A 26,353-nucleotide genomic window follows, 5' to 3' on the forward strand; every position below is an offset into this window, starting at 1 on the left:
TTGTTTAAGTCTTTTCCAATCATGCGCTCCCTGACGGACATATTCGCGGCCCTTGCCGACCCGACGCGTGTGCGCATCCTGTTGCTCGTGCGGGACATGCAGCTTTCCATGGGGGAGCTGGCCGACCTGCTCGACCAGAGCCACCCGCGCGTTTCGCGCCATGTGCGCATCCTGGCCGAAGCCGGGCTGGTGAAGCGGCAGAAGGAAGGGGCCTGGGTGTTCGTGAGCCTTGGCGACCAGGTGCCGGCCCCGGAGATTTTTGCCCTGCTCGATCGGCTCGACCCGCAAGGCTCGTCCATAGCCTCGGAGCGTGCACGGCTGGGGCAGGTGCGGGCCGAACGCCAGAAGGCAGTGGACGACTGGTTCCGCGCCCATGCCGGCGAATGGGACCTGATGCGCCGGCTCGGCGGGCAGGAGGATGCAGTGGAGGCTGCGATCGTCTCGGCAGCGCGCCGGCCCTTCGTCGGCCGCCTGCTCGATATCGGCACAGGCACGGGCCGCATCCTCGAATTGCTGGCGGCGGAAGCGGAGAGCGCCACCGGCGTTGACCGTTCGCCCGAGATGCTGCGGATTGCCCGTGGCAAGCTGACAGCCGATGGCGAGCAGACGGCGGATCTCCGGCAGTCCGACATGCGGAGCCTGCCATTCGGCCCGGGCAGCTTCGACACGATAACCCTGCACCATGTGCTTCATTTCGCCGAGGATCCCGCGGGCGCCATTGCCGAGGCGGCGCGCCTGCTGGCGCCGGGTGGAAAGCTTCTGGTGGCCGATTATGCGCCGCACGGGCAGGAGGAGTTGCGATCGCGATTCCACCATGTGCGGCTTGGTTTCGAGGATGCCGCAATCCTTGGCTGGATGGCGGCATCCGGGCTCGGGGGGCGGATCCTGTCCGCACACCCCGGCCCCGAACTGACTGTGAAGATCTGGGAAGGACGCAGATGATTTCGCCCCCGCCCCCCGCGACAGAAGCCCGACGGGCGCATGCGCCGCCGCTGTTTGCCGATCTGCCCGGCGATATCGAGGTCAGCTTCGAATTCTTTCCGCCCAAGACGGCGAGGATGGCCGAGACGCTCTGGCGCTCGGTCGAGACGCTGGCTCCGCTTGGGCCGCGCTTCGTATCCGTCACCTATGGGGCGGGCGGCTCGACCCGCGAGCGTACGCATGCGACCGTGGCCCGGATCGTGGCTGAAACCGGCATTCCCGCTGCCGCCCACCTGACCTGCGTGGACGCCAGCCGGGATGAAATCGCCGAAGTGGCCAATGCCTATTGGGCAGCAGGCGTGCGCCATATCGTGGCCCTGCGCGGCGACCCACCGGTGAAGGACGGCCAGTTCCAGCGCTTCGTGCCGCACCCCGATGGCTATGGCGATGCGGCGGCGCTCGTGGCGGGGCTGAAGGCGCTACACCCCTTCGAGATTTCGGTCGGCGCCTATCCGGAAACCCACCCCGAGGCGGAAAGCCCTGAGGCGGACCTCGCGCATCTGAAGCGCAAGGTGGAAGCCGGCGCCACGCGTGCCATCACCCAGTTCTTCTTTGATCCGGAAACCTTCTTCCGCTTTCGCGACCGCGTTTCAGCAGCCGGAATCGATGTCGATCTCGTGCCCGGCATCCTGCCGGTCGTGAACTATGCCAATGTCGTCCGCATGGCGGCCCAGTGCAACACGCGCGTGCCGGACTGGATGGGCCGGCTGTTCGAAGGGCTGGATGATCATCCCGAAGCGCGGCAGCTTGTTGCCGCGACCATCGCATCGGAAATGGTGCGCCGCCTTTATGCCGGCGGCGTGCGCCACTTCCATTTCTACACGTTGAACCGGGCGGAACTGGCCTATGCCATCTGCCATTTGCTTGGGGTCCGCGCGAAATGATCGCACCATCCGATGCCGAGGCCGCCTTCCGTGCGGCCGCCGCAAGCCGAATCCTCGTCAAGGACGGGCCTTATGGCACCGCCATCCAGGGCCTTGGCCTGAAGGAAGAGGATTATCGCGGCGACCTTGCCGTCACGCATGACCAGAAGGGCAACAACGATCTTCTGAACCTGACCCGGCCCGATGCCATTGCCGGGATCGCGCGCGCCTATCTGGACGCCGGCGCCGACCTGCTTGCCACCAACAGCTTCAACGCCAATGCCATCAGCCAGGCCGATTATGGCACCGAGGCGCTGGTGGCCGACATCAACCGCGCCGCGGCCCGCATCCTGCGCACCGAGGCCGATGCCGCCGCCAGGGCCGATGGCCGCCGCCGCTTCGTGGCCGGCGCCCTTGGCCCCACCAACAAGACGCTTTCGCTGAGCCCGCGGGTGGAAGACCCCGGCTATCGCGAAGTGGATTTCGACGGGGTGAAGGCGGTCTATCGCGAGCAGATCGACGCACTGCTGGAAGGCGGTGTCGATTTCATCCTGATCGAGACGGTGTTCGACACGCTGAACGCCAAGGCGGCGGCCTTTGCCGCCATGGAAGCGGAAGAAGCGCTTGGACGGCGCGTTCCGGTCATGCTGTCGATGACGCTGACCGATCTTGCCGGGCGCAATCTGTCCGGCCAGACGGTCGAGGCCTTCTGGGTGTCGCTTGCCCATGTGAAGCCGCTGACCATCGGCCTCAATTGCAGCTTCGGCGCAACCGAGCTTCGCCCCCATGTGCAGCTTCTGGCCCGCCAGGCTGATGCGCTGCTCATGGTCTATCCAAATGCCGGGCTTCCCAATGCGTTTGGCGGCTATGACGAACTTCCAGACGAAACCGGCGCCCTCATCCATGACTGGGCCGAAGCCGGCCTCATCAACGTGGTGGGCGGCTGCTGCGGCACGACGCCAGCCCATATCGCCGCCATCGCCCGGGCCGTGAAGGGCCTGCCGCCACGCAAACTCCCTGTCCCCGAGCCGGCGCTGCGTCTCTCGGGCCTGGAAGCCACGGTGTTCCAATGACCATAGCCAATCGTTTCATCAACATCGGCGAGCGCACGAACGTCACCGGCTCGGCGAAGTTCCGCAAGCTGATCGTCGCCGGCGATCATGCCGCCGCCCTCGATGTCGCGCGCGAGCAGGTGCAGAATGGCGCCCAGATCATCGACATCAACATGGACGAAGGCCTGCTCGACAGCGAACTGGCCATGACCACTTTCCTGAAGCTGCTGGCGGCCGAGCCTGACATCGCGCGCGTGCCGCTGATGATCGACAGCTCGAAATGGTCGGTGATCGAGGCAGGCCTGAAATGCGTCGCCGGCAAGGCGGTGGTGAACTCCATCAGCCTGAAGGAAGGGGAGGCGCCCTTCCTCGCCCAGGCGCGCACAATCCGCCGCTATGGCGCGGCCGTTGTCGTCATGGCCTTCGACGAAGCGGGCCAGGCCGATACGGCGGCCCGCAAGATCGAGATCTGCGAGCGGGCCTATCGCCTGCTGACGGGCATCGGCTTCCCGGCCGAGGACATCATCTTCGACCCGAACATCTTCGCCGTGGCAACCGGTATCGAGGAGCATGACCGCTACGCCCTCGACTTCATCGAGGCCTGCCGCGAGATCAAGGCGCGCTGCCCGGGCGTGCGGATTTCGGGCGGTCTTTCGAACCTCAGCTTCGCCTTTCGCGGCAACGAAGCCGTGCGCCGCGCGATGCATTCGGTCTTCCTCTTCCATGCCATCCCCGCCGGGCTGGACATGGCGATCGTCAATGCCGGCCAGCTCGATGTCTATGACGCGCTCGATCCCGAGCTTCGCGAAGCCTGCGAGGATGTGGTGCTGGCCCGCCGCCCCGATGCGACGGACCGGCTGATCACGCTCGCCGGCCGATTCAGCGGCAAGGGCGAGGCGGCCGTGAAGCAATCGGAAGCCTGGCGCGACCTGCCGGTGACGAAGCGGCTGGAACATGCGCTGGTGCACGGAATCGATGCCCATGTGATCCCCGACACCGAGGAAGCGCGGCTGGCGGCCGCCCGCCCGATCGACGTGATCGAAGGCCCGTTGATGGATGGCATGAACGTGGTGGGCGACCTGTTCGCCACGGGCAGGATGTTCCTGCCGCAGGTGGTGAAATCCGCCCGCGTGATGAAGAAGGCCGTGGCCCATCTCGTGCCCTATATCGAGGCCGCGAAGGAAGAGGGTGCGGCCCCCAAGGCCCGCATCGTGATGGCAACCGTGAAGGGCGACGTTCACGACATCGGCAAGAACATTGTCGGCGTTGTCCTGCAGTGCAACAACTTCGACGTGATCGACCTGGGCGTGATGGTGCCATGGGCGAAGATCCTGGAAACGGCGAAGGCCGAGAAGGCCGACATGATCGGGCTTTCGGGCCTGATCACGCCTTCGCTCGATGAAATGGTGACGGTGGCGACCGAAATGGAGCGCGCCGGCTTCACCATGCCGCTTCTGATCGGCGGTGCGACGACGTCGAAGGTGCACACCGCCCTCAGGATCGCGCCCGCCTATTCCGGGCCGACCATCCATGTTCTCGATGCAAGCCGGGCCGTCGGCGTGGCATCCAACCTCATGTCAGATACGCTTAAGGTGGATTTTGTCGGCGGTATCGCCGCCGACTATGCCGACATCCGCGACAGGCGGAAGGGCGGCCAGTCGGCACTGGCGTCGATCGCGGATGCGCGGTCCAATGGCCTTGCGATCGATTTCGTAGCCGAGCCGCCTGTGAAGCCGGCTGCCACGGGCCGCTGGGAATGGGCGGACTGGCCGCTGGAGGATCTGGCCCCCTTTATCGACTGGACCCCTTTCTTCCGCGCCTGGGAACTGCACGGAAATTTCCCGGCCATCCTCGAGGATGCAGTCGTGGGTGAAGCAGCGCGCAACCTGTGGAAGGATGCGCAGGCGATGCTGGAGCGGATCATTGCAGGCAAATGGCTGACCGCCAGGGCCGTCGCCGCGATCTGGCCGGTCCGCCGGGACGGTGACGACATCCTCGTCTTTGCCGATGAAGCGCGCGATGCGCCCATCGCCCGGCTGCCGATGCTGCGCCAGCAGGTGCAGAAGCGGGAAGGGCGGGCCAATGAATGCCTTGCCGATCTCGTCAGCCCCGATGCGGACTGGATCGGCGGTTTCGCCGTGACGGCTGGCCATGGCATCGAGGAGAAGCTGGCGGAATTCCGTGCCGCCCATGACGATTATTCCGACATCCTGCTGAAGGCGCTTGCCGACCGTTTCGCCGAGGCCATGGCCGAAGCCCTGCATTTCCGGATGCGCACCGAGCTTTGGGGCTATGAGCCGAAGGCGGCGCCGGATTATCCGGCCCTCATCCGTGAGCAATATCAGGGGATCAGGCCGGCGCCCGGCTATCCGGCCTGCCCGGATCACAGCCTGAAGCCGCTGCTGTTCGATCTGCTGCATGCAACGGACGCCACGGGCATCACTCTGACCGAAAGCTTCGCCATGCTGCCGACTGCGGCAGTCTCGGGCTTCTACTTCGCGCATCCGAAAAGCCATTATTTCGGCGTGGCGCGCGTGGGCGAGGACCAGCTGGCGGATTATGCCAAGCGCCGCGGTGTCAGCCTCGATCAGGCGCGGCAGTGGCTGCGTCCCAACCTCGACGGCTGATAAGGGGCGGGGGAAAGCCTAGAGCGCGCTCTTCGGGTTGGAACGGGTCCAGCGCCAGAAGGGGCGCTCGCCGGGCGGGCTGCCTTTCAGGTGGCCCTCCACGATGTCGAGGACGGCGCGCGTAACCGTTGGCAAATCGAGGTCGCGGGCGTCGGCCAGCTCGAACCAGGCCAGTTCGCCCAGCTCGCGGCTGTCCTTGGGTTCGAGGCTGGCGAGCCTTTCCGCATCGGCCAGAAGGAAGCGGGCGTCGAAACGCTTGTGCCGGGCTGGCGGCGTGATCGCGCGGGCGATGTAGGACAGGCCCGACAGATCGGCGGCATAGCCGGTTTCTATGAAGGGCCGCCAGCAGGATGGCGCCCGCGTGGCATCGGCTTTCCGGCCGAGGATGAGGCCGGTTTCCTCGAAGGTTTCCCGCACGGCGGTCAGCGCCAGGGCGCGTGCCAGTCGCTCGCCCTGCTGGCGTGCGAGACGCGCCGTCCCGGCGAGGGCGCCATGGGTTTCCGGGTCGAGATCGGCTGCCACAGGGGCTGCATAATCGGCCCTGTCGATCCGCCCGCCGGGAAACACCCATTTGCCGGGCATGAAATCATGGCCGCCCGAACGACGCCCCATCAGGATGCGCGGCCGCTCGGCATCGCGGCGAATGAGGATGAGCGTGGCGGCGTCGCGTGGAGTGGGAACCTTCATGCGGGCAATGTTGCGGCCGCGGGCGCCACGAGTCCAGCCTGCCGAAAGCGCGGGATGCAGCCAGCGGCGCTGGAATCCTGGCCGGGAATCCTGTCTGAGTCCAGCAACATGCCTATTCTTCTTGACAGGGAGAGTGGATTGCATAGCCTGCTTCACTGAAGGGAGCGAGGCATCGCATGGCACGCACGCGGAAAGGCGCCAGTCGTCTTGATCTTGTCATGGCTCTGCTGTCCGGGCTGGTGACCGGCTACGCCCTGCTGCTGGGCTTTTTCCTCTCGTCTTCCTGATGCTGCTTGCCTTCCGGATGCTGCGCCTGGCGCAATTCAGCCCGGCCAGCCCCCTGATCGCAACAGCATGCTCCCGGCGCATGCCGTCCGTGGCAAAGCCCCCGATTGCCGTAACGCCCCGAAGGCCCTAAGGCGCACACGCATGGCAATCTATCTTCACGAACATGACCTGCCGGGCGACATTTTCCTGCCCGGCCCCATTGCTGTCGACACCGAGACCATGGGGCTCAATCCGCAGCGCGACCGTCTTTGCCTCGTGCAGCTTTCGGACGGCGCCGGAGATGAGCATCTGGTTCGCCTGTCTGGCGATTATTCGGCACCGAAACTGCGGCGCGTGCTTGCCGATCCGTCGCGGCTTAAGATCTACCATTTTGCCCGTTTCGATCTGGCCGTCATCCGCCGCTATCTGCAGGTCGTGGCAGCGCCCGTCTATTGCACCAAGACGGCAAGCCGGCTCATCCGCACCTATACGGATCGCCACGGGCTGAAGGACCTGGTGCGCGAGCTTCTGGGCGCCGAGATTTCCAAGCAGCAGCAATCCTCCAACTGGGGCGCGCCGGTGCTGACCGAGGCGCAGAAGGAATATGCAGCGTCCGACGTGCGCTACCTGCACCGGATGATGCCCATCCTCAACGATCGGCTGGAACGCGAAGGGCGCACGGATCTTGCGCGGGCCTGTTTCGATTTCCTGCCATGGCGGGCCGAACTCGATCTGGCCGGCTGGCCGGAAATCGACATTTTCGCCCATGTCTGAGCCTTGTCGGGACCGAACGGCATCATGATCGGGCGAGCCCATGTCTGAAATGGCTGTCAGGCAGCTGGCCGCGCGGCGCCGGCAGATGCTGCCGGGAAGCCGGCGCGATGGCGTGCTCACTGTTGCGAAATGGGCGCTTCCGGGCCTCTCGCTTGTCATTCTGGCGGCGATGGTCCTGCTTCCCGCCTCCATGACCCGCGATTTCAGCTTTCTGCTTTCGAAGGACAGTGCAGCCCGCGCGGACGAGCGGATGCGCATGCAGGAGGCAACCTATCGGGGCGAGACATCGCAGGGGGAAGCCTTCAGCATTCGTGCGCAATCCGGCGTGCAAAAGACAAGCAGCGTGCCCGTGGTCCTGCTCAGGGGCCTTGCGGCGGAGATAAGCCAGGCTGACGGGCCCGCGAGGGTGACGGCCCCCGCAGGCGAATTCTTCATCGAGGAAAACCGGCTGGTCGTGCGCGGGCCGGTCGTCGCGCGGTCTGAATCGGGCTACAGCGTTGACGGAAACGATATCGAGGTGGACATCAACGCCAAGCGCGTGACCGCTGCCGAGCCGGTTTCCGGGCAACTGCCGATGGGCAGCTTCCAGGCCGACAGTTTCACCGCCGACATTGACGGGCGACACGTGCGCATGGAAGGCGGCGTGAAGCTCAGGATCACACCGAACCGGGATCTGCCATGACCATTTCCAGCATGAAACCCCTGGCCGCCATCGTGCTGGCAGCCCTTCCGGTGGCGGCTGCTCCCATCGCCCCGCTTGTGGCGCAGGGCATCACGACATCGGCCCTGCGCGGGCTGGACAGCAAGGCCCCGATCGATGTCGATGCCGACAGGATCGATGTTCTCGACAAGGAGAATCAGGCGATCTTCACCGGCAATGTGCGCGTCCGGCAGGGCACGCTTTCGCTGGAAGCGAACCGCATCCGTGTCGCCTATACCCGCCCGGCCAGCGGCGACCCGGTGATCCAGCGGCTGGACGCCGATGGAAAGGTGCGTCTCGCCACTCCTTCGGAGCGGGCGACGGCGCGATTTGGAATCTATGATGTGGATCAGCGCGTTCTCACGCTGATCGGCAGTGTCGAACTGAGCCAGGGCACCACGCGCGTGACGGGCAACCGCCTGACGATCGACCTGTCGACCGGGCGGTCCACCATGGATGGCCGCACGTCTACCGGCCAGCCGGGCAGCCGTGTGACCGGCCGCTTCGCCGTTCCCGAACGAAAGAACTGAGGCCTGCGCACGCGGCAGTCAGGGCTGGTCCTTTCTGCCGCCATCCGTTCAGACGGGCAGGGCGGTGCCTATATAGTTCACCGACAGGTCGCTGGTGATGGCGAAGCCTTGCAGGGGGCCCCAGCCAAGGCCATTCAGCCTGTCCACCCTGAGACCGGCGACCGCCATGCGTTGGGTCAGTTCATCGGGTGTCAGGAACTTCTTCCACTCGTGCCCGCCCTCGGGAATCAGGCGGGTGAGCTTTTCCGCACCGGCAATCAGCACGGCATAGCTGAGCGCCGTGCGGTTGGGCGTTGAAAAGACGAGAAGACCGCCAGGCTTCAGCAGGCGGCGAAGGGCGCCCAGGAAGGCGGGCACATCTTCCACATGCTCGACCACTTCAAGGCAGGTGACAAGATCATAGGCGCCGGCATTGCGGGCGGCATGATCGAGCACTTCGCCCGTCTGATAATCGATGACAAGGTTCTGGCCGGCCGCATGGGCGCGGGCGGCGGCGATGACATCCTCGCCGGCATCAAGGCCGGACACCTCGGCGCCCATGCGGGCGAGCGGTTCCGCCACCAGCCCGGCACCGCAGCCGATATCAATGGCTTTCAGCCCCTTGAGGGCCTTGCGGGCGCGCGGGTCGAGGCCGAAGTGGGAGACGGCGGCCTCCCGGATGAAGCCAAGACGGGCCGGATTGATCCTGTGCAGCAGCCGTGACTGCCCCTCGGGATCCCACCAGTCCGCCGCGAGGGTTCCAAAAAGGGCGACATTGCCCGCATGGGCTGTTCCGCTGCTGCTGGTCCGGCTCTGGCTGTTCATGCGCAGTCTTCTAGCGCTGTTGCCTCTTCGCGTCGATGCGGCGCGAAGGCATCCGCCGGGTTCAGGACATTTATCAGGGCAGTTATCAGGGCAGTTATTCGGCCACGGCCTGCATGCTGCGGCCGGTGGTGCCGGCTTCCGGCGGCTTCATCGGCATCCAGCCTGCGGGGCCAAGCATTTCGAGCGGCGAAAAGCGGCTTTTGTAATCCATGCTGGGTGATCCCTTCACCCAATAGCCCAGATAGACATTGCGCATGCCCACCTGCGCGGCGCGCATCACATGATCGAGTATGATGTAGGTGCCGAGGCCGGGCCGGGCATCCGGCCCGGTATCGTAGAAGCTATAGACCATCGAAAGCCCGTCCGACTGCTTGTCGGTCAGGCAGGCGCCGACGAGTCGTCCCGGCTGTCCGTTGCTGGAAGGCTCGCGATATTCGACGACAACCGTGTCAACCGGGGAAGTTTCGATCATTTCCGCGAAATCATAGCCATCCATGCTGGTCATTCCGCCGTCCGGGTGGCGATGGTGCAGGTAGCGGCGCAGAAGGTTGAACTGCTCCTCTGTCGCCCATGGGTCGCAGGCGGCGACATCGAGATCGGCATTGCGCCTGAGAAGCCGGCGCTGCGACTGGCCTGGCCTGAAATCCGGCGCGACGATGCGGACGGACACGCAGGCCGAACAGCCCTCGCAGCTGGGGCGATAGACGACATTCTGGCTGCGCCGGAAGCCGATGCGGCCAAGCCCCTCGCTCATCCGTCTTGCATCGGGGCCACGCAGTTCGGCGAAGATCTTCCGTTCCAGCCTGTCAGGCAGATAGGGGCAGGGGCTTTCCGCCGTGACGAAGAAGCGGGGAAAGCGGCCGGACTGGTCGGTCATGGGTGCGGCGCCATGTGGCTTGCCGCAGCGTGCATGCTGGGCAGCCCGCGCTGGCCTTTCAGCGAATATTGCAGATCGTCCATGCCCGCCCTGCTTCCCATTGCCTTCGTCACCGACTGCTCCGTTTGCTCATCATTCCAGTTCCGCCACCGGAACGGCCGCAGCCTGTCAACGCTGCGGGCCCAGGCTGCAAGCCTGCGGATCATGCACAACAGCCGGGAAAGGCGCAATCATCGAAGCCCGGGCTTTCAAACCGGCAAGGGCGCAGCATCCGGCGCGGGAAGCAGCAGCCCGGCTGCCGGGAGCTGAATTCACCAGAGCCAGCCGGTAATGGGCGAGACCATGCCCGAAAGCGCCGCAAGGCACCCATATGTTGCGCAGGACCCCTCCGTCCTGTTGTCGAGCCGGTGGCTGGAAGTCTTCACGCCTGTGCTGGGTCTGGAAACTTCCGGCCGCCTGCCTGCCAATATCCTTAGCCGAGGTGCTGGCGATGTGCGCTGGCGATGCATCCGTAATGGAGGTGTCTGCCGGCCTCAGGCCAGCTCGACACGGCTCACGTCATAGCCCGCCGCCCGCAGCGCCTCGATCAGCCGGTCGAGATGGTCGGCGCCGCGAGTCTCGCACTCGATCTCGGTGACCAGCCCCTTTGCCGGCAGGTTGGTGAAGATGCGCTGGTGCGACACTTCGAGGATGTTGACCTGCTGCTGGTCGAACACGCGCGCCACGCCGAACAGCTGGCCGGGCCTGTCCTTCAGTCGGATCTTCAGGCGGGCAAGGCGACCGGAGCGGACAAGATCGCGCAGCAGCACATTGGCAAGCAGCCGGGTGTCGATGTTGCCGCCGCACAGGATAAGGCCGACAGTGCGACCGCGGAACCGGTGCGGATGGGCCAGCAGGGCTGCAAGGCCAGCCGCGCCCGCGCCTTCCACCACTGTCTTCTCGATGGCCAGAAGCATGGACACCGCGCGCTCCAGATCCCGTTCTGATACAAGCCGGATATCGGACACCAGCCTGCGCACCACCTCCAGCGTCAGCCTGCCCGGCGTACGGACCGCAATGCCTTCGGCCAGCGTGTCGCCATCGGCAATGATCGGCTGGCCCTCGATTGCGGATTTCATCGACGGGTAGAGTTCGGCCTGCACACCGACAATGTCGCAGTTGGGCGCGACTTCGGATGCCGCGACCGCGCAGCCGGAAATCAGGCCGCCGCCGCCGATCGGCACCACCAGCGTATCGATGTCGGGGGCGTCGGCGAACATTTCGAGAGCGACGGTGCCCTGGCCAGCCATCACCAGCGGATCGTCGAAGGGGTGCACGAAGACGAGGCCGCGCTTTTCGGCGATCTCATGGGCGTGGGCGGTCGCTTCCTCGAGCTTTTCGCCATGAAGCGCGACGTCCGCGCCATGGCCCTCGGTCTGCTGCACCTTGATGAGGGGGGTGAACTGCGGCATCACGATGGTGGCCGGAATGCCCAGCCTGCGGGCGTGATAGGCAAGCCCTTGCGCATGATTGCCTGCCGACATGGCAATGACACCGCGCTTGCGCTCTTCGGCTGTCAGGCTCAGCAGCCGGTTGAGGGCGCCACGCTCCTTGTAGGCGGCGGTGAATTGCAGATTCTCGAACTTCAGGAATACCCGCGCGCCAGTCAGCTCCGACAATGTTCGGGATTCGAGCGTCGGGGTTCGCACCACCTGGCTGCCAATGGCCTCGGCCGCACGGCGCACGTCTTCGGGCGTGATTGCGAGGCTTTGTGCAGGATCGGTGGCAAGGCTGGCCATGGGTGGCTTTCCGTGATGGTTGAAGGCCTGCGGGTTAGACCAGCCATGCGCATGGAGCAACCTTGCCGGACAGGCATGCCCGATTGGCGCCTCGCATTGCGGCTTTGCGGGTGGCGGGCTTGCCGCTAGAGCAGGCGCATGGGAACGATAGCCTTCATCGGACTTGGCGTCATGGGCCGGCCCATGGCACGCCACCTCGCCACCGCCGGCCACAGCCTGCGCCTTTATAACCGCACGCCTGAAAAGGCAGAATGCTTTGCGGCCGACCATGGCGGCATTGCATGCGCAACCCCGCTCGAAGCCGCGCGCGGTGCGGACATTCTGATCACCTGTGTCGGCAATGATGACGATGTGCGGCAGGTGACCGAAGGCGTGGAGGGCGCATTTCAGGCCTTGCCCGATGGTGCGCTCTTCATCGACCACTCGACCATTTCTGCCCGCCTCGCCCGCGAGCTGGCGGATAATCACCCGCGTCTTCACTGCCTGGATGCGCCCGTGTCAGGCGGGCAGGCCGGCGCCGAGGCCGGGCAGCTGGCGATCATGTGCGGCGGCAGCCAGGCCGCCTTCGAGGCGGCGCGCCCCTTTCTTGCGGCCTATGGCAGGAAAGTGGTGCGGATCGGCCCGGCCGGCCATGGCCAGCTTGCCAAGATGGCGAACCAGATTGCCATCGCCGGCGTTGTCCAGGGGCTTTCGGAATCGCTGCATTTCGCCCTGAAGGCCGGGCTCGATACGGATGCCCTCATCGATGCCATTGGCCAGGGGGCGGCGCAGAGCTGGCAGATGGACAATCGTGCCCGCACGATGGTCGAGGGCCGCTTCGATTTCGGTTTCGCGGTCGATCTGATGCGCAAGGACCTCGGCCTTGTTCTCGAAGAGGCGCGCGCCAATGGGTCGAGCCTGCCGCTGGCAGCACTTGTCGACCAGTTCTACGCCGATGTGCAGAAGCTTGGCGGCGGCCGGGACGACACCTCTTCCCTTATCCGGCGCCTGCCATGATCCGCGCCGGAATTGCGGCGCTGGCACTGCTTTTGGCTGGCCCGGCGGACGCCGCGCGCACGCTGATTGTCAACGCCAATGGCTATACGATCGATTCCGCCGGCCGCTGGATGCGCTTTTCCACCCTGCTTGTCGGCGATGACGGCCGGGTCATGGCTGTTCTGCCGGAAGGCGCGCAGGAGCCGAAGATCGGCCCGGGCGATTTCAGGCTGAACGCGAACCGTCGAACCCTGCTGCCCGGCCTGATCGATGCCCATGGCCATATCATGGGGCTGGGCCTCGGCCTGCGCCAGCTCGATCTTGCGCCCGCCCGCACCCTTGCCGAAGCGCAGGCGCGGGTGACGGCGCATGTCCGTTCGAACGGCACCCTGAGCTGGATCAGCGGACGCGGCTGGAACCAGATGCGCTGGGGTCTCGACCGCTTTCCGACCGCCGCCGAACTGGATGCCGTCACCGTCGACAAACCGGCATGGCTTGTGCGCGCCGATGGCCATGCCGGCTGGGCCAACAGCGCGGCCATGAAGCTTGCCGGGATCAACCGGCAGACGAAGGATCCGAAGGGCGGGCGGATCCTGCGCGATGCGGCCGGGAACCCGACCGGCGTGTTCATCGATGCGGCGATGGACCTGGTTGAGCGGCATGTCCCGCCTCCGAGCGCGGGCGAGCGGGAAAAGGCCTTCGAGGCTGCGCTGAAGCATCTCGCCATACAGGGGCTTACGGGCATGCACGACATGGGCGTGACCCCGGAATCCTGGGCGCTTTACCGCAGTTTTGGTGACGAAGGGCGGCTCACCATCCGCATTACCGGCTATGCCGACGGCATGGCCGCGATGGAGGCAATCTCGCCGCTGCGTCCGACGCCCTGGCTCTACGGAGACAGGCTCAGGCTGCAGGGAATCAAGCTCTATGCCGATGGCGCACTGGGAAGCCGGGGCGCATGGCTTCTGGCCCCCTATGCGGATGAGCCGGCGACCAGCGGGCTGCGCTTCCTTGACGATGCACGCATGAAGAACCTGTTCAGCCGCGCAAACTTCCTTGGCTATCAGGTGGCGGCCCATGCCATCGGGGATGCCGCCAACCGGCAAGTGCTGGACAGCTTCGCCGAAATCCGCCCGGCCTATGGCGATCGCTTCCGCAACCGTATCGAGCATGCGCAGTTGATCGACCCCGCTGACATTCCGCGCCTTGCCGAACTGCAACTCGTCGCTTCGGTGCAGCCGGTGCATGCCACGTCGGACAAGGCCATGGCCGAGACTCGTGTCGGCCCCGACAGGCTGACCGGCGCCTATGCCTGGGCGAAGCTGAGGGCAGCCGGCGTGCAGCTGGCCCTTGGATCGGACACGCCGGTCGAACCTGCCAGCCCCTTTTACGGCATCCATGCCGCCGTTACGCGGCAGGACAGGGAAGGGCAGCCCCCGGGCGGCTGGCGGCCGGAAGAAGCGATGACGCTGGAGCAGGCGCTGGCGGGCTTCACCCACGATGCAGCCTATGCCGGCCTTGCCGAAGACAGGGTTGGCCGGCTGGATGTCGGCTACTGGGCGGATTTCATCTTTGTCGACACTGACCCGTTCCGCGCACCGCCAGAGGCGCTGCACCGCATCCATGTCGAGGAAACCTGGCTGGCTGGCCGCCGCGTCTTCGTCCGCGACTGAGGAAGCGCGGCTCAGCCCAGACTTGAGGGCATGTCCTCAAGGCTTGCCGATCCGTCCTTCGCCACCTTCAGGCGGGTGCAGCCCGGCTTCAGGCCGGGGAGCGCCCGGGCAATGGCTTCGGCCACCACATCCGGGGTCTTGAGGCTTGCCGGATCTTCGCCCGGAAAGGCCTTGGCGCGCATGGATGTGCGCGTGCCGCCCGGATCCACCAGCAGGACATTGACGCCGAGCGCCCGCATTTCATCGGCATAGACGGCCACCATCATCTCGAATGCGGCCTTGGAGGCGGCATAAGGCCCCCAATAGGCGCGCGCCTGGGTGGCGACGGAGGAGGTGAGGGCGACGACCGTTCCCCGGCCGCGCCGGAGAAGTCCGTCGAAGGCGCGGATCAGGCGCCACTGCGCCGTCACGTTCAGCGCCATCACCTGCTCGAACTCTTTCGGGGTGGCGTGGGGCAGGGGCGTGAGCGTGCCAAGCGTGGCCGCGTTCAGAACAAGCAGATCAAGCGACTGCCAGCGGCTGGCCAGTGCTGCCGCCAGCCGGTCGATGTCATCATAGGCCTGCAGGTCGAGCGGTGCGATGGTAGCGCTGCCGCCGGCGGCGTGAATGGCGTCTTCGGTTTCGATCAGCCCGGCTTCGGTGCGGGCCGTCAGAATCACATGCGCGCCCTTACCGCCGAGCGTGCGGGCAATGGATGCCCCGATGCCGCGGCTGGCACCGGTAACGAGGGCGAGCTTGCCCTGGAAAGCGGCCGACATCAGCGCGACTCCGCCAGCAGTGTCAGGGAGGCGCCATTGCCGGCTGACTCCTGGTCGGTCAGGCGGGTCGGGTAATCGCCGGTGAAGCAGGCATCGCAATATTGCGGGCAACCGCTGTCGCGGCCCTTTTCGCCAAGCGCGCGATAGAGGCCGTCTATGGAGATGAAGGCGAGGCTGTCGGCCCCGATATAGCTGCGCATCGCCTCGATGTTCATCTGCGCGGCCAGAAGCTTGGAGCGTTCGGGCGTGTCGACGCCATAGAAGCAGCTGTGGGCCGTGGGCGGGCTGGCAATGCGCAGATGGACTTCCGTGGCGCCGGCTTCGCGCAGCATCTGCACGATCTTGACCGAGGTGGTGCCGCGGACGACCGAATCATCGATCAGCACGAGCCGCTTGCCCGCGATCATCGCGCGGTTGGCGTTGTGCTTCAGCTTCACGCCTAGGTGGCGGATATGGTCGCCGGGCTGGATGAAGGTGCGCCCGACATAGTGCGACCGGATGATGCCCAGCTCGAACGGGATGCCGGCGGCCTGGGCGTAGCCGATCGCGGCCGGCGTGCCGCTGTCGGGCACGGGCACGACCATGTCGGCCTCGACCGGGGATTCCTCGGCGAGCACTGCACCGATGGCCTTGCGCACCTGATAGACGGACAGGCCGTCGGCGAAGCTGTCGGGGCGGGAGAAATAGACCTGCTCGAATATGCAGGGGCGCCCGCTTTCCGATCCGAAAGGCTTGAGCGACGTGATGCCATCCTTGTTGATGAGGATGAGTTCGCCCGGTTCCACCTCGCGGATGAAATGCGCTCCGACGATATCGAGCGCCACGGTTTCCGAGGCGAGGATATGGGCATCGCCAAGCCTGCCGAGCACCAGCGGCCGGATTCCCAGCGGGTCGCGGCAGGCGATCATGCCCTCGCGGGTCAGGCAGATGAGGGAATAGGCGCCCTCCACCTGCTTCAGCGCATCGATGAAGCGGTCGAGCAGGGTGCGGAAAGTGGAAGTGGCGACGAGGTGGATGATGACCTCGGTGTCGGACGTCGACTGGAAGATGGAGCCGCGCCGGATGAGTTCCGCCTTCAGCGTCATGGCGTTCGACAGATTGCCGTTGTGGGCAATGGCAAATCCACCGGTCGCGAGATCGGCGAAGAGCGGCTGGACGTTCCTGAGGGCTGTTTCACCCGTTGTCGAATAGCGGTTGTGGCCGATCGCGGCCTCACCCTGCAGGCGCTCGATCACATCCGGCCGGTCGAAATTGCCGGCAACATGGCCCATGGCGCGATGGGCGTGGAACTCCGCGCCATCGAAGCTGAGGATGCCGGCAGCCTCCTGGCCGCGATGCTGCAGCGCATGCAGGCCAAGTGCGACCATCGCCGCTGCCTGGGATGCGCCCCAGACACCGAATACGCCGCATTCCTCGCGCAGCTTGTCATCATCAAACGGGTTCGTCGAAAGGGGCATGATCTGGCCAACCTCGTCCGCTGCCATCGGTCCGTCTGCCTTCTGATTGTCTTGCTGATTGCCTTGTGGGCTGCTTGTCGCCGGGGCATTTAGGCGTTCCGCAGCGATTTGTCGCTACCCTATCCGTCATCAAAAGGTCATCAAGGCCGCATGGCTGACATGTTTTCCCCGAAATTCGACTCCGCCGGCCTTGTGACGGCCGTGGTCGTGCACGCCGAAACCGGTGCGCCGCTGATGGTGGCGCACATGAACGCCGAGGCCATCGCCCGCACCCGCGAGACGGGCAGGGCGCATTTCTGGTCGCGCAGCAGGCAGGCGCAGTGGCTGAAGGGCGAGACCTCGGGCCACTTCCTGAACGTGACCGAAATCCTCGTCGATTGCGATCAGGATTGCCTGTGGCTGCGCGCCATTCCTGAAGGGCCGGCCTGCCACACCGGTGCCCCAGGCTGCTTTTTCCGCCGGCTGGAGCCTGACGGCAGCCTCGTGCCGGCTGGCTGAGCAGGGTGATCCTTGCCCGTGCGCTGCCGGAATGGCCTCGTGTCACATCATGTGACTAAACATTTCGACGCTACGCGCGTATAGGGTTGTCAGCCTCTTCCCGGCGCTGCGCCGGGGGCCGTGATTCCTTCGGGAATCGTTTTCAGGGTCGGAACATGTCCGCCCGTCACCTTGCATCATGCGGGGTGGCGGGCGGATTTTTCCTTCTGGCAAAATAGTTTAGAAAATACCGTCAACAAATTGTTTTAATGTAAAATTTATTTCATCATCTGCCTCGTTTCTGGTGCCATGTTGACGCGAACGTAAAGGTAAAATAAGCTCATCTTCATGGGCGAGGAGACTGGCGAAACCTTTACGATCACGGAGCTATCGCGGGCGTTCGACGTGACCCCGCGGACCATCCGTTTCTATGAGGGCGAAGGGCTTATTCACCCCGCCCGTCGCGGGTCCACGCGGCTATATTCCCGAGCCGATCGGGCGCGCCTCGCCTGGATCCTCCGCGGGCGCTCCGTCGGCTTCAGCCTGGCCGAAATCCGGGATCTGCTCGATCTCTATGCACCCGGCCCCGCAAGGCGCGGCCAGCTGAAGGCGGCCCTGTCAAAGAGCCGGGAGCGGATTTCCGCCCTCATGGAACAGCGCGCCGCCATCGATGCCACCATCGCCGAACTCGAGGACTTCTGTCGCTCGATCGAGAAAAAGCTCTGAAGGAAAGGGATTTTCCGATGCCTGCAACCTACCGCGCACCTGTGAAGGACGCTCTCTTCGTGCTCGAGAATGTGCTCGAGCTTGACCGCCACCGCCATCTTCCCGGCTTCGAGGATGCAGGTCGCGACTTGGTGCGCGCCATTCTGGAAGAAGGGGGGCGCTTCGCCGAATCGGTCCTCGCGCCGCTGAATGCCGTGGGGGACAGCGAAGGCTGCACCCGCCATGCCGATGGCAGCGTCACCACGCCCACCGGTTTTCGTGAAGCCTATGCGGCCTTCCGCGAGGGCGGCTGGGGCACGTTGATGGCGCCGAAGGAATATGGCGGCCAGGGGCTTCCCCATGTGCTCGGCAGCGCTCTGGAGGAATTCCAGACGGCCGCCAACATGGCCTTCTCCATGTATCCGGGCCTCACGCAGGGCGCTGTCAGCGCGATCAACGTCGCCGGCTCCGACGCGCAGAAGGCCACCTATCTGCCCAACATGATCTCCGGCCGCTGGACAGGAACGATGAACCTGACCGAGCCGCACGCGGGCACCGATCTCGGCCTCATCCGCACCCGTGCCGAGCCGCAGCCCGACGGCAGCTGGAAAGTGAGCGGCACCAAGATCTTCATCTCGTCGGGCGAACATGACCTGGCCGAGAACATCATTCACCTCGTGCTCGCCAAGACGCCGGACGCGCCGGACAGCGTGAAGGGCATTTCGCTGTTCATCGTACCCAAGTTCATCCTGAACCCGGATGGCACGCCCGGCGCGCGCAACAGCCTTTCCTGCGGCTCGATCGAGCACAAGATGGGCATTCACGGCAACGCCACCTGCGTCATGAACTATGATGGCGCGACCGGCTATCTCGTGGGCGAGGAGATGAAGGGCCTGAAGGCCATGTTCGTCATGATGAACGTCGCCCGTCTTGGAGTTGGCGTGCAGGGGCTTGGTCAGTCGGAAGTGGCCTATCAGAATGCCGTGGCCTATGCCCGTGACCGGGTGCAGGGCAGGGCGCTGACCGGGACGAAGAACCCGGAGGCCAAGGCCGATCCGATTCTTGTGCACCCGGATGTGCGGCGCATGCTGATGGATGCGCGCGCCTTCAACGAGGGTGGCCGCGCACTGGCCCTGTGGGCGGCGCTGCAGGCGGACTTGTCGCACAAGGCGGAGAGCGCCGAAGAGCGCGAGAAGGCCGACGATCTCCTGTCTCTGCTGACTCCTGTGATCAAGGCCTATCTGACAGACGAGGGCTATGCCCATGCAACCAATGCCCAGCAGGTGTTCGGGGGCCATGGCTATATCGCCGAATGGGGCATGGAGCAGTTCGTGCGCGATGCCCGCATCGCCATGATCTATGAAGGCACGAACGGCGTTCAGGCGCTCGACCTCGTGGGGCGCAAGCTGATGCAGAATGGCGGCCGAGGCCTCAGGGCGTTCCTGGGCGAACTGGATGCAGCCATCGCCGACGCACGCGGCAAGACCCATCTGGCCGCCCATGCCGAAACGCTTGCCGGCGGCAAGGCGAAGCTTGAGGCGGCCACCATGTGGCTGATGCAGAACGCCATGGCCAACCCAGACAATGCAGGCGCCGGCGCCACTGCCTATCTGCGCCTGATGGCCATCAACGCCCTTGGCATGCTGTGGCTGAAGATGGCGGATGTCGCCCGCCGCCAGCTCGACGATGGCGATGCTGACACCCTCTTCCTTGAAGCCAAGCTGCTGACGGCAAAACATTTCTTCGAACGGCAGATGCCGGCGGCCCATATGCTTGCCGCGCAGGTTGAGGCTGGTTCCGAAACCCTCATGGCGATGCCCGCCGACGCATTCTGACCGCGTTTCTGAAACTTGTGCCAGCTTGCGGAACAGGCTGGCATCCGACACCCGTTTGCAAGGGAGAGACACATGGCCGAGGCCTATATCTATGATGCCGTACGCACCCCGCGAGGAAAGGGGCGCAAGGACGGCAAGCTGCACGAGATTCCGCCGATCCAGCTTGCAACCCAGATGCTGCAGGCGATCCGGGACAGGAGCGGCATCGACACCAGCGACGTCGATGACGTGATCCTCGGCTGTGTCGGACCGGTGGGCGAGCAGGGCGCCGACATTGCCCGCGTCGCCGTGCTCAATGCAGACTATTCCGAAACGACGGCCGGCGTGCAGGTCAACCGCTTCTGCGCTTCAGGCCTCGAAGCCGTGAACATGGCTGCCGCCAAGGTCATCGCCGGCGAAGCGGAATTCGCCATCGGCGGCGGTGTCGAAAGCATGAGCCGCGTGCCCATGGGCTCGGATGGCGGCGCCTGGATGATGGACCCGTCGGTCGCCTTCAAGACCTATTTCGCGCCCCAGGGCATTGGCGCCGACCTCATCGCGACGCTCGACGGCTTCTCGCGCGAGGATGTGGACGCCTATGCGGTGGAATCGCAGAAGCGCGCCGCAACCGCCTGGAAGGAAGGCCGTTTCGCGAAGTCCATCATTCCCGTGCGGGACGTGATCGGAGAAGTCGTGCTCGACCATGACGAGCATATGCGCCCGCAGACGGACATGCAGTCTCTTGCCAGTCTGGCGCCCAGCTTCCTTGCCCTTGGCGAGCAGATGCCGGGCTTCGACGAGATCGCGAAGCTGAAATACCCGCAGGTCGAGCGGTTGAACCATGTGCACCATGCCGGAAACAGTTCGGGCATCGTCGATGGCGCTTCCGCCGTTCTTGTTGGCAGCAAGGCCATCGGCGAGAAATATGGCCTGAAGCCGCGCGCCCGCATCAAGGGCATGGCCTCCATCGGCTCGGAGCCGCTTATCATGCTGACCGGGCCGGCGCTGGTGACGGAAAAGCTGCTGAAGCGGCTGGGCATGACGGTGGCAGACATCGACCTCTTTGAACTGAACGAAGCCTTTGCGTCGGTGGTGCTCAGGATGATGAAGCATCTCGGCATCCCGCACGAGAAGATGAACGTGAACGGCGGCGCGATCGCCATGGGGCACCCGCTGGGTGCAACCGGCGGCATGATCCTTGGCACCGCGCTCGATGAACTGGAGCGCACGGGCAAAGAGACGGCGCTGGTGACGCTGTGCGTGGGGGCCGGAATGGGAACGGCGACGGTGATCGAGCGGATCTGATCCGCCAGCGACCGGCCATCCCGTTACCTGACTTCTGGAGAGACACATGACCGAACAAGCCATTCGCCAGGATCTCGATGCAGACGGCATCCTGACCCTCACCATCGATTGCCCAGGCCTGTCGATGAATGTCATCAACGAGGCCGTGACCCGCGACCTTGCCGCCGCCGTCGAGCGGCTGAAGACCGACCCCGCCGTCAAGGGCGCCGTCCTCGCCTCGGCCAAGTCTTCCGGCTTTGTCGCCGGGGCGGACCTGAAGGGCATGAACTTTTCGGCCGCTGCCGGCGGGGACGGAAAGTCGCGCGAGGCACAGATCTATGATGCCGTCTGCGGGCTCAACCTGCTGCTGCGCAGCCTTGAAACCTGCGGCAAGCCCGTGGCCGCTGCTGTCAACGGTCTGGCGCTGGGCGGCGGCCTCGAAATCGTTTTGGCCTGCCATTACCGTGTCGTGGCCGACAATCCGAAGATCACGCTGGGCCTTCCCGAAGTGCTCGTAGGCCTGCTGCCCGGCGCAGGGGGCACGCAGCGCCTGCCGCGCCTGATGGGCGTGCAGCCGGCGCTGATGTTCCTGCTGCAGGGCAAGAACATGAGCCCGCAGGAAGCGCTGGGCCTTGGCGTGGTTCAGGCCGTCGTGCCTGCCGGAGAGGTGCTGGAAACCGCCAGGGCCTGGGTGAAGGCAAACCCCGGCAAGCATGTGCAGCCATGGGACGAAAAGACGTTCCGTTTCCCCGGCGGGGTTGGCCACATGAACCCGGCCTTTGCCCAGACCTTCATGGGCGCCACCGCCATGGCGCATCGCCAGACCATGGGGAACATGAACCAGATCAAGGCGATCCTTTCGGCAGTTTACGAGGGATCGCAGCTGCCGATGGACAGGGCGACCCGGCTCGAAGCGAAATATTTCGCCAAGGTGGCGGCTGATCCGCAGGCCGGCAACATGATCCGCACGCTGTTCGTTTCCAAGCAGGCGGCCGAAAAGGGTGCGCGCCGTCCCCAGGGCGTGCCCGCCAGCCCCACGAAGAAACTGGGCATGCTGGGCGCAGGCCTGATGGGCGCCGGCATCGCCATGGTTTCGGCACAGGCCGGGATCGAGGTGGTCCTTCTCGACACCAGCATGGAAGCAGCCGAGAAGGGCAAGGCCTATACGGCTGACCGCTTGAAGAAGAAGCGGATGGACGAGACGAAGGCCGCCGCCATCCTCGACCGCATCAAGCCGACGACCGATTATGCCGACCTTGCGGGCTGCGACCTCATCATCGAGGCGGTATTCGAGAGCCGCGAGATCAAGGCCGATGTCACGAAGAAGACGGAAGCCGTCGTTGGAGCCGACACCATCTTCGGCTCCAACACCTCGACCCTTCCGATCACGGGGCTGGCCGAAGCCTGGACGAAGCCCGATAATTTCATCGGCATCCACTTCTTCTCGCCCGTGGAGAAGATGCCGCTGGTCGAAATCATCGTGGGCAAGAAGACCGGGCCGCAAGCCATTGCCAAGGCGCTCGATTATGTCGCCCAGATCCGCAAGACCCCGATCGTGGTGAACGACAGCCGCGGCTTCTATACCAGCCGCTGCTTCGGCACCTTCGTGCAGGAAGGGCTCGCCCTGCTCGAAGAGGGCGTGGCGCCGGCGGCAATCGAGAATGTGGCCCGCCAGATGGGCATGCCCGTCGGTCCGCTGGCCGTGAACGACGAGGTCGGGCTCGACCTTGGCTACAAGGTGGCGCAGCAGACGAAGAAGGATCTCGGCGATGCCTACAAGCCCGGTCCGGGCGAGAAGGTCATCGAAACAATGATGGATCTGGGCCGCTACGGCCGCAAGAACGGCAAGGGCTTCTACGCCTATCCGCAGGATGGGTCGCAGAAGCATCTCTGGCCCGAACTTTCGGCCCATTTCCCGCTGGCCACGAACCAGCCGGACCCGGCCGCCCTCAAGGAACGCCTTCTCTACAGGCAGCTGGTGGAATGTGCCCGCTGCTTTGCCGAAGGCGTGCTCGAGACTCCGCAGGACGGGGATCTCGGCGCGATCTTCGGCTGGGGCTTCGCACCGCACACGGGCGGTCCGTTCAGCGCGATGGACACGGCCGGCCTTGCCCATGTCGTCGAGACGCTGGACCGTCTGGCCAGCGGCCATGGCGAGCGTTTCCTGCCCCCGCAAATGCTGCGCGACATGGCTGCGCGCGGTGAGACTTTCTATGGCAACGCAGCACGAAAGGTAGCCTGACATGAGTATCCGAACCCCCCTTTGCGACCTTCTTGGGGTCGATCATCCGATCATGCTGGCCGGCATGGGCGGCGTCTCCTATGCCGAGGTGGTCGCGGCCGTTTCCAATGGCGGGGGGTTCGGTTCCCTTGGCATGGCGGGTGTGCCGCCGAAGATGATCGAGGCGCAGATGGCGCAGGTCCGCTCGCTCACGGACAAGCCCTTTGGCGTTGACCTTCTGGCAGCTGATCCCGAAAGCCTGACGGCAGCCGTCGATGTCATCATCGCCGGTGGCGCCAAGGCCTTCATCGCCGGCCTTGGCGTGCCCTATCCGATCGTGAAGAAGTTGAAGGATGCGGGCCTTCTGGTCATGGCCGTGATCGGCAAGGTGGACCACGCCCGCAAGGCCGAGCAGGCCGGTTGCGATGCCGTGATCGCGCAGGGAACCGAAGGTGGCGGCCACACCGGCGCCGTTGCTTCCGTCGCGCTGTGGCCGCAGGTCGTGGATGCGGTGAAGATCCCGGTTGTGGCGGCCGGCGGCCTTTTCGACGGCCGTGGCCTTGCCTCGGCGCTTGCCATGGGCTGCCAGGGCGTGTGGATGGGCACTCGCTTCATTGCCTCGACCGAAGCCCATGCGGGCCAGGCCTATAAGGACGCCATCGTGCAGATGGACGAGAGCGCGACCGTCATCTCGCGTGGCTTCACCGGCAAGACGCTGCGCGCCATCCGTAACAAGACGACCGATGAATATCTGACCAGGGAAGCCAAGCCCTTCCCGCATCAGGCGCTGGAATCGGCGCAGCTGAACCGCCTTGGCCCGATCGCGGGCGTGGTGGACAATGTCGACCCTGAAACCATGTGCCTTGCAGCCGGTCAGGGCGGGGGCGCCGTGCGCGAAGTTCTGCCTTCGGCCGAAATCATCCGCCGCACGCTTGCCGAAGCGGAAGAGGTGATCCGGGGCATGAACCGTTACATCGTCTGACAGCATCGTCTGACAGGGCGAACAGGAAGATTGAGGCAGGGCGCGGATTGATCCGCGCCCTGCCTTTTTTGACGCCTGCTCAGTCAGCCAGTTTCAGCAGCCTGCGAAAGGCGGGCGCCAGCACGGCTTCAAGCTCGTTGCCGCGTTTCAGCGTCTGGCCGGCTTCGCCGATGAGGGCATATTGGCCCTGACGGTTCCTGAGCGCCGGCTCCTTCACCACCCTGCATTCGGGCCGTTCGCTTGACCGGCGGAAGGCGGAGAAGACGGCGCGATCCCGCCCGAGGTCGAGTGCATAATCCCGCCACAGGCCGGCTGCGACCATGCGGCCGTAAAGCTGCATGATCCTGTCCAGCTCCAGGCGGTCGAAGACTATCTGGACCGGTGGCGCCGGAAACAAGGGCGTTACGCTCATCAGGCGGCGTCGCCAGCCTTTCCAGCCTTGCGTGCCGTCTGTTCTTCCTGGGCCATGGCATCGAGCCGTGCGCGCAGCGTCTCGAGTTCGCATTTCAGAAGCTCGTAGCGCTGGCTCACAGGGTCGAACTTCTCGCTGCAGGGCGTGCCATAGGGGACGAAGGCCGGTTCTTCCTTCACCAGCACTGGCACCGGCTTGGCTGGAATGCCGACCATGGTGGCGCCGGGCGGCACATCCTTCGTGACAACAGCACTTGCGCCAATCTTCGCGCCTTCGCCGACATGGATGGGGCCAAGAATGGCGGCATTGAGCGAGACGATGACATTGTCGCCGATGGTCGGGTGGCGCTTGCCGCCGATTCCGGTCGTCGGGTTCGTTCCGCCCAGCGTGGCGCCCTGATAGATGGTGACATTGTCGCCGATGGTCGATGTCTCCCCGATCACCACGAAGCCATGGTCGATGAAGAGATTGCGCCCGATCGTGGCGCCCGGGTGGATGTCAATGGCCGTCAGGAAACGGCTCAGATGGTTCACCATGCGGGCCGGCAGAAATAGATCCGCCCGGTAGAGCGCATGGGCAATGCGGTGGAAACCCACGGCCCAGACGCCGGGGTAGGTGAGGATTTCCCAGCGGGACCGCGGCGCAGGATCGCGCGCGCGGATGCTGGAAAGATAGCTGCCAAGGGCTTTCAGCATCCCATCGCCTTCATGGAACCAAAGACGGCAACATAATGCTTTGTGCCTCGCGCCGCCAGTGGCCCTGCCAAAGCCGGCAGGCCGGTCGCTTTCCGGGGGGCATGGGTGCGTGCGATCATGGCCGAAAGCTGGCCCATAGCCGGAATTGCAGCGGGCGCAGGGCAACTATCTTGCGCGCCGCCGCAGCGGCGCGCAAGCAGTGGTCCATGGACCTCGAGTTGATCCTTCTCACCTTTGTCGCTGTCGGCTTTGTGGCGCAGCTGATCGATGGCGCGCTCGGGGGCGGCTTCGGGATCATTTCCTCATCGGTCCTGATCGCCACCGGCGTGCCGCCGGCCAGCGCTTCGGCTGGCATTCACGCCGTGAAGGTCGTGACCGCGCCCATTTCCGGGCTGAGCCACGCCCTTGCCGGCAATGTCGACTGGCGGCTTTTCTGGCGGCTTGCCATCCCCGGCGTGATCGGTGCCATTGCCGGCGCCTATCTCGTGGTCGGCCTGCCGGTCGAGATGGCGAAGCTTCTCATCCAGATCTACCTGGGGGGGCTTGGGCTGGTGCTGCTGCTGCGCCGGCACATCCATCATGCGCACCATGGCGAACCGCGCATCGTCGAGCCGCTGGGCCTTGCGGGCGGCTTCCTCGATTCCGCAGGCGGCGGTGGCTGGGGGCCGATCGTCACGCCCAATCTCATCATCCAGGGCGCATGGCCGCGCAAGGTGGTTGGCACGGTCAACATGGCGGAATTTCTCGTCGCCGTCGCCAGTTCGGTCACCTTCCTGATGACGCTTGGCTGGAAAAGTTTCGGTACGGCCGTTCTCGGCCTGCTGATAGGGGCCGTCATCGCATCGCCTTTCGGCGCGCTTCTCACCAGGCATCTGCCGGCTGCAATTCTCGTTCGCCTCGTCGGGCTGCTTCTGCTGGCCACCAGCCTTTACGGATTTTCGCGCATACTGCTTTGAGCAT

General features: G+C 65.1%; 24 protein-coding genes. 16 read left to right on the forward strand and 8 right to left on the reverse strand.

The window, feature by feature from the left end; all coding sequences use genetic code 11:
• Window positions 1–21: 21 nt before the first annotated feature.
• From ACUJ46_RS05740 to metH, 4 genes are read left to right on the forward strand one after another with little or no spacing between them, the layout of a single operon-like run.
• Complete coding sequence (locus tag ACUJ46_RS05740) at window positions 22–942, forward strand: ArsR/SmtB family transcription factor (protein WP_445389457.1); 921 nt, start codon at window positions 22–24, stop codon at window positions 940–942.
• Window positions 939–1,865, forward strand: coding sequence for a methylenetetrahydrofolate reductase (gene metF, locus ACUJ46_RS05745; protein ID WP_445389458.1), 927 nt, complete (start codon window positions 939–941; stop codon window positions 1,863–1,865). The genes ACUJ46_RS05740 and metF overlap by 4 nt, the downstream gene beginning before the upstream one ends.
• Complete coding sequence (locus ACUJ46_RS05750; protein ID WP_445389459.1) at window positions 1,862–2,917, forward strand: homocysteine S-methyltransferase family protein; 1,056 nt, start codon at window positions 1,862–1,864, stop codon at window positions 2,915–2,917. Before metF ends, ACUJ46_RS05750 begins: the two co-directional genes overlap by 4 nt.
• On the forward strand, window positions 2,914–5,523 hold the full coding sequence (metH, locus tag ACUJ46_RS05755) for a methionine synthase (RefSeq protein ID WP_445389460.1): 2,610 nt from the start codon (window positions 2,914–2,916) through the stop codon (window positions 5,521–5,523). The genes ACUJ46_RS05750 and metH overlap by 4 nt, the downstream gene beginning before the upstream one ends.
• Before the next feature lie 18 nt (window positions 5,524–5,541).
• Here metH and ACUJ46_RS05760 read toward each other — a convergent pair whose 3' ends face one another.
• The gene (locus ACUJ46_RS05760; protein ID WP_445389461.1) at window positions 5,542–6,210 is read right to left on the reverse strand and encodes an NUDIX hydrolase; all 669 of its coding nucleotides are present in this window, start codon (window positions 6,208–6,210) and stop codon (window positions 5,542–5,544) included.
• A gap of 429 nt (window positions 6,211–6,639) precedes the next feature.
• On the opposite strand from ACUJ46_RS05760, the gene ACUJ46_RS05765 reads away from it, so the two are divergent.
• The 3 genes from ACUJ46_RS05765 to ACUJ46_RS05775 are packed head-to-tail and all read left to right on the forward strand — an operon-like array spanning window position 6,640 to window position 8,481.
• Window positions 6,640–7,251 carry a ribonuclease D gene (locus tag ACUJ46_RS05765; protein WP_445389462.1) on the forward strand — a complete coding sequence of 204 codons (612 nt, stop codon included), beginning with the start codon at window positions 6,640–6,642 and terminating at the stop codon, window positions 7,249–7,251.
• A 40-nt stretch (window positions 7,252–7,291) separates the two neighbouring features.
• Window positions 7,292–7,933 (forward strand): LPS export ABC transporter periplasmic protein LptC, encoded by a 642-nt coding sequence (locus ACUJ46_RS05770; protein ID WP_445389463.1) that lies wholly within the window; start codon window positions 7,292–7,294, stop codon window positions 7,931–7,933.
• Window positions 7,930–8,481, forward strand: coding sequence for an LptA/OstA family protein (locus tag ACUJ46_RS05775; RefSeq protein ID WP_445389464.1), 552 nt, complete (start codon window positions 7,930–7,932; stop codon window positions 8,479–8,481). Before ACUJ46_RS05770 ends, ACUJ46_RS05775 begins: the two co-directional genes overlap by 4 nt.
• Window positions 8,482–8,529: 48 nt before the next feature.
• On the opposite strand, the gene ubiG is transcribed toward ACUJ46_RS05775, so the two are convergent.
• The 3 genes from ubiG to ACUJ46_RS05790 all read right to left on the reverse strand — a co-directional run bounded on the left by ubiG (window position 8,530) and on the right by ACUJ46_RS05790 (window position 11,940).
• Window positions 8,530–9,285 (reverse strand): bifunctional 2-polyprenyl-6-hydroxyphenol methylase/3-demethylubiquinol 3-O-methyltransferase UbiG, encoded by a 756-nt coding sequence (ubiG, locus tag ACUJ46_RS05780; protein ID WP_445389465.1) that lies wholly within the window; start codon window positions 9,283–9,285, stop codon window positions 8,530–8,532.
• A 94-nt stretch (window positions 9,286–9,379) separates the two neighbouring features.
• On the reverse strand, window positions 9,380–10,162 hold the full coding sequence (locus ACUJ46_RS05785) for an arginyltransferase (RefSeq protein ID WP_445389466.1): 783 nt from the start codon (window positions 10,160–10,162) through the stop codon (window positions 9,380–9,382).
• Between the two features lie 533 nt (window positions 10,163–10,695).
• Window positions 10,696–11,940, reverse strand: a complete 1,245-nt coding sequence (locus ACUJ46_RS05790) for a threonine ammonia-lyase (protein ID WP_445389467.1) — start codon at window positions 11,938–11,940, stop codon at window positions 10,696–10,698.
• A gap of 138 nt (window positions 11,941–12,078) precedes the next feature.
• Here ACUJ46_RS05790 and ACUJ46_RS05795 point away from each other — a divergent pair, with 138 nt between their 5' ends.
• Together ACUJ46_RS05795 and ACUJ46_RS05800 are read left to right on the forward strand one after the other, a co-directional pair.
• On the forward strand, window positions 12,079–12,936 hold the full coding sequence (locus tag ACUJ46_RS05795) for an NAD(P)-dependent oxidoreductase (protein ID WP_445389468.1): 858 nt from the start codon (window positions 12,079–12,081) through the stop codon (window positions 12,934–12,936).
• Window positions 12,933–14,588 carry an amidohydrolase gene (locus ACUJ46_RS05800; protein ID WP_445389469.1) on the forward strand — a complete coding sequence of 552 codons (1,656 nt, stop codon included), beginning with the start codon at window positions 12,933–12,935 and terminating at the stop codon, window positions 14,586–14,588. Before ACUJ46_RS05795 ends, ACUJ46_RS05800 begins: the two co-directional genes overlap by 4 nt.
• A gap of 11 nt (window positions 14,589–14,599) precedes the next feature.
• Here ACUJ46_RS05800 and ACUJ46_RS05805 read toward each other — a convergent pair whose 3' ends face one another.
• Both ACUJ46_RS05805 and purF read right to left on the reverse strand, forming a co-directional pair.
• Complete coding sequence (locus ACUJ46_RS05805) at window positions 14,600–15,346, reverse strand: SDR family NAD(P)-dependent oxidoreductase (RefSeq protein WP_445389470.1); 747 nt, start codon at window positions 15,344–15,346, stop codon at window positions 14,600–14,602.
• Window positions 15,346–16,830, reverse strand: coding sequence for an amidophosphoribosyltransferase (gene purF / locus ACUJ46_RS05810; RefSeq protein WP_445389471.1), 1,485 nt, complete (start codon window positions 16,828–16,830; stop codon window positions 15,346–15,348). The genes ACUJ46_RS05805 and purF overlap by 1 nt, the downstream gene beginning before the upstream one ends.
• 123 nt (window positions 16,831–16,953) lie before the next feature.
• Here purF and hisI point away from each other — a divergent pair, with 123 nt between their 5' ends.
• The 6 genes from hisI to ACUJ46_RS05840 all read left to right on the forward strand — a co-directional run bounded on the left by hisI (window position 16,954) and on the right by ACUJ46_RS05840 (window position 24,286).
• A complete protein-coding gene (hisI, locus tag ACUJ46_RS05815; protein WP_445389472.1) occupies window positions 16,954–17,301 on the forward strand; it encodes a phosphoribosyl-AMP cyclohydrolase in 348 nt (115 codons plus the stop codon).
• A 327-nt stretch (window positions 17,302–17,628) separates the two neighbouring features.
• Window positions 17,629–18,006 (forward strand): MerR family transcriptional regulator, encoded by a 378-nt coding sequence (locus tag ACUJ46_RS05820; protein ID WP_445389473.1) that lies wholly within the window; start codon window positions 17,629–17,631, stop codon window positions 18,004–18,006.
• Window positions 18,007–18,023: 17 nt separating this feature from the next.
• The gene (locus ACUJ46_RS05825; protein WP_445389474.1) at window positions 18,024–19,820 is read left to right on the forward strand and encodes an acyl-CoA dehydrogenase C-terminal domain-containing protein; all 1,797 of its coding nucleotides are present in this window, start codon (window positions 18,024–18,026) and stop codon (window positions 19,818–19,820) included.
• A gap of 72 nt (window positions 19,821–19,892) precedes the next feature.
• Window positions 19,893–21,104 (forward strand): acetyl-CoA C-acetyltransferase, encoded by a 1,212-nt coding sequence (locus ACUJ46_RS05830; RefSeq protein WP_445389475.1) that lies wholly within the window; start codon window positions 19,893–19,895, stop codon window positions 21,102–21,104.
• A 46-nt stretch (window positions 21,105–21,150) separates the two neighbouring features.
• Complete coding sequence (locus tag ACUJ46_RS05835) at window positions 21,151–23,325, forward strand: 3-hydroxyacyl-CoA dehydrogenase NAD-binding domain-containing protein (protein ID WP_445389476.1); 2,175 nt, start codon at window positions 21,151–21,153, stop codon at window positions 23,323–23,325.
• Between the two features lies 1 nt (window position 23,326).
• Window positions 23,327–24,286 (forward strand): NAD(P)H-dependent flavin oxidoreductase, encoded by a 960-nt coding sequence (locus ACUJ46_RS05840; protein ID WP_445389477.1) that lies wholly within the window; start codon window positions 23,327–23,329, stop codon window positions 24,284–24,286.
• 79 nt (window positions 24,287–24,365) lie between these two features.
• Here ACUJ46_RS05840 and ACUJ46_RS05845 read toward each other — a convergent pair whose 3' ends face one another.
• Together ACUJ46_RS05845 and epsC are read right to left on the reverse strand one after the other, a co-directional pair.
• On the reverse strand, window positions 24,366–24,701 hold the full coding sequence (locus ACUJ46_RS05845; protein WP_445389549.1) for a DUF2794 domain-containing protein: 336 nt from the start codon (window positions 24,699–24,701) through the stop codon (window positions 24,366–24,368).
• Window positions 24,698–25,393 carry a serine O-acetyltransferase EpsC gene (gene epsC, locus ACUJ46_RS05850; protein ID WP_445389478.1) on the reverse strand — a complete coding sequence of 232 codons (696 nt, stop codon included), beginning with the start codon at window positions 25,391–25,393 and terminating at the stop codon, window positions 24,698–24,700. Before epsC ends, ACUJ46_RS05845 begins: the two co-directional genes overlap by 4 nt.
• Before the next feature lie 206 nt (window positions 25,394–25,599).
• Between epsC and ACUJ46_RS05855 the strand changes: the two genes are divergently transcribed.
• Window positions 25,600–26,349 carry a sulfite exporter TauE/SafE family protein gene (locus ACUJ46_RS05855; protein WP_445389479.1) on the forward strand — a complete coding sequence of 250 codons (750 nt, stop codon included), beginning with the start codon at window positions 25,600–25,602 and terminating at the stop codon, window positions 26,347–26,349.
• Window positions 26,350–26,353 lie beyond the last annotated feature (4 nt).

The organism is Sandaracinobacteroides sp. A072, from assembly GCF_052616365.1.

Excerpts from the sequence above, each read along its gene's own strand:
- ACUJ46_RS05770 (WP_445389463.1), top strand. The coding sequence starts at position 7,292 with ATGTCTGAAATGGCTGTCAGGCAGCTGGCCGCGCGGCGCCGGCAGATG.
- metH (WP_445389460.1), top strand. The coding sequence starts at position 2,914 with ATGACCATAGCCAATCGTTTCATCAACATCGGCGAGCGCACGAACGTC.
- ACUJ46_RS05760 (WP_445389461.1), bottom strand. The coding sequence starts at position 6,210 with ATGAAGGTTCCCACTCCACGCGACGCCGCCACGCTCATCCTCATTCGC.
- ACUJ46_RS05790 (WP_445389467.1), bottom strand. The coding sequence starts at position 11,940 with ATGGCCAGCCTTGCCACCGATCCTGCACAAAGCCTCGCAATCACGCCC.
- ACUJ46_RS05800 (WP_445389469.1), top strand. The coding sequence starts at position 12,933 with ATGATCCGCGCCGGAATTGCGGCGCTGGCACTGCTTTTGGCTGGCCCG.
- metF (WP_445389458.1), top strand. The coding sequence starts at position 939 with ATGATTTCGCCCCCGCCCCCCGCGACAGAAGCCCGACGGGCGCATGCG.
- ACUJ46_RS05835 (WP_445389476.1), top strand. The coding sequence starts at position 21,151 with ATGACCGAACAAGCCATTCGCCAGGATCTCGATGCAGACGGCATCCTG.
- ACUJ46_RS05750 (WP_445389459.1), top strand. The coding sequence starts at position 1,862 with ATGATCGCACCATCCGATGCCGAGGCCGCCTTCCGTGCGGCCGCCGCA.
- ubiG (WP_445389465.1), bottom strand. The coding sequence starts at position 9,285 with ATGAACAGCCAGAGCCGGACCAGCAGCAGCGGAACAGCCCATGCGGGC.
- ACUJ46_RS05840 (WP_445389477.1), top strand. The coding sequence starts at position 23,327 with ATGAGTATCCGAACCCCCCTTTGCGACCTTCTTGGGGTCGATCATCCG.
- purF (WP_445389471.1), bottom strand. The coding sequence starts at position 16,830 with ATGGCAGCGGACGAGGTTGGCCAGATCATGCCCCTTTCGACGAACCCG.
- ACUJ46_RS05765 (WP_445389462.1), top strand. The coding sequence starts at position 6,640 with ATGGCAATCTATCTTCACGAACATGACCTGCCGGGCGACATTTTCCTG.
- ACUJ46_RS05820 (WP_445389473.1), top strand. The coding sequence starts at position 17,629 with ATGGGCGAGGAGACTGGCGAAACCTTTACGATCACGGAGCTATCGCGG.
- ACUJ46_RS05775 (WP_445389464.1), top strand. The coding sequence starts at position 7,930 with ATGACCATTTCCAGCATGAAACCCCTGGCCGCCATCGTGCTGGCAGCC.
- ACUJ46_RS05805 (WP_445389470.1), bottom strand. The coding sequence starts at position 15,346 with ATGTCGGCCGCTTTCCAGGGCAAGCTCGCCCTCGTTACCGGTGCCAGC.
- ACUJ46_RS05830 (WP_445389475.1), top strand. The coding sequence starts at position 19,893 with ATGGCCGAGGCCTATATCTATGATGCCGTACGCACCCCGCGAGGAAAG.
- ACUJ46_RS05785 (WP_445389466.1), bottom strand. The coding sequence starts at position 10,162 with ATGACCGACCAGTCCGGCCGCTTTCCCCGCTTCTTCGTCACGGCGGAA.
- ACUJ46_RS05855 (WP_445389479.1), top strand. The coding sequence starts at position 25,600 with ATGGACCTCGAGTTGATCCTTCTCACCTTTGTCGCTGTCGGCTTTGTG.
- epsC (WP_445389478.1), bottom strand. The coding sequence starts at position 25,393 with ATGCTGAAAGCCCTTGGCAGCTATCTTTCCAGCATCCGCGCGCGCGAT.
- hisI (WP_445389472.1), top strand. The coding sequence starts at position 16,954 with ATGGCTGACATGTTTTCCCCGAAATTCGACTCCGCCGGCCTTGTGACG.
- ACUJ46_RS05740 (WP_445389457.1), top strand. The coding sequence starts at position 22 with ATGCGCTCCCTGACGGACATATTCGCGGCCCTTGCCGACCCGACGCGT.
- ACUJ46_RS05825 (WP_445389474.1), top strand. The coding sequence starts at position 18,024 with ATGCCTGCAACCTACCGCGCACCTGTGAAGGACGCTCTCTTCGTGCTC.
- ACUJ46_RS05795 (WP_445389468.1), top strand. The coding sequence starts at position 12,079 with ATGGGAACGATAGCCTTCATCGGACTTGGCGTCATGGGCCGGCCCATG.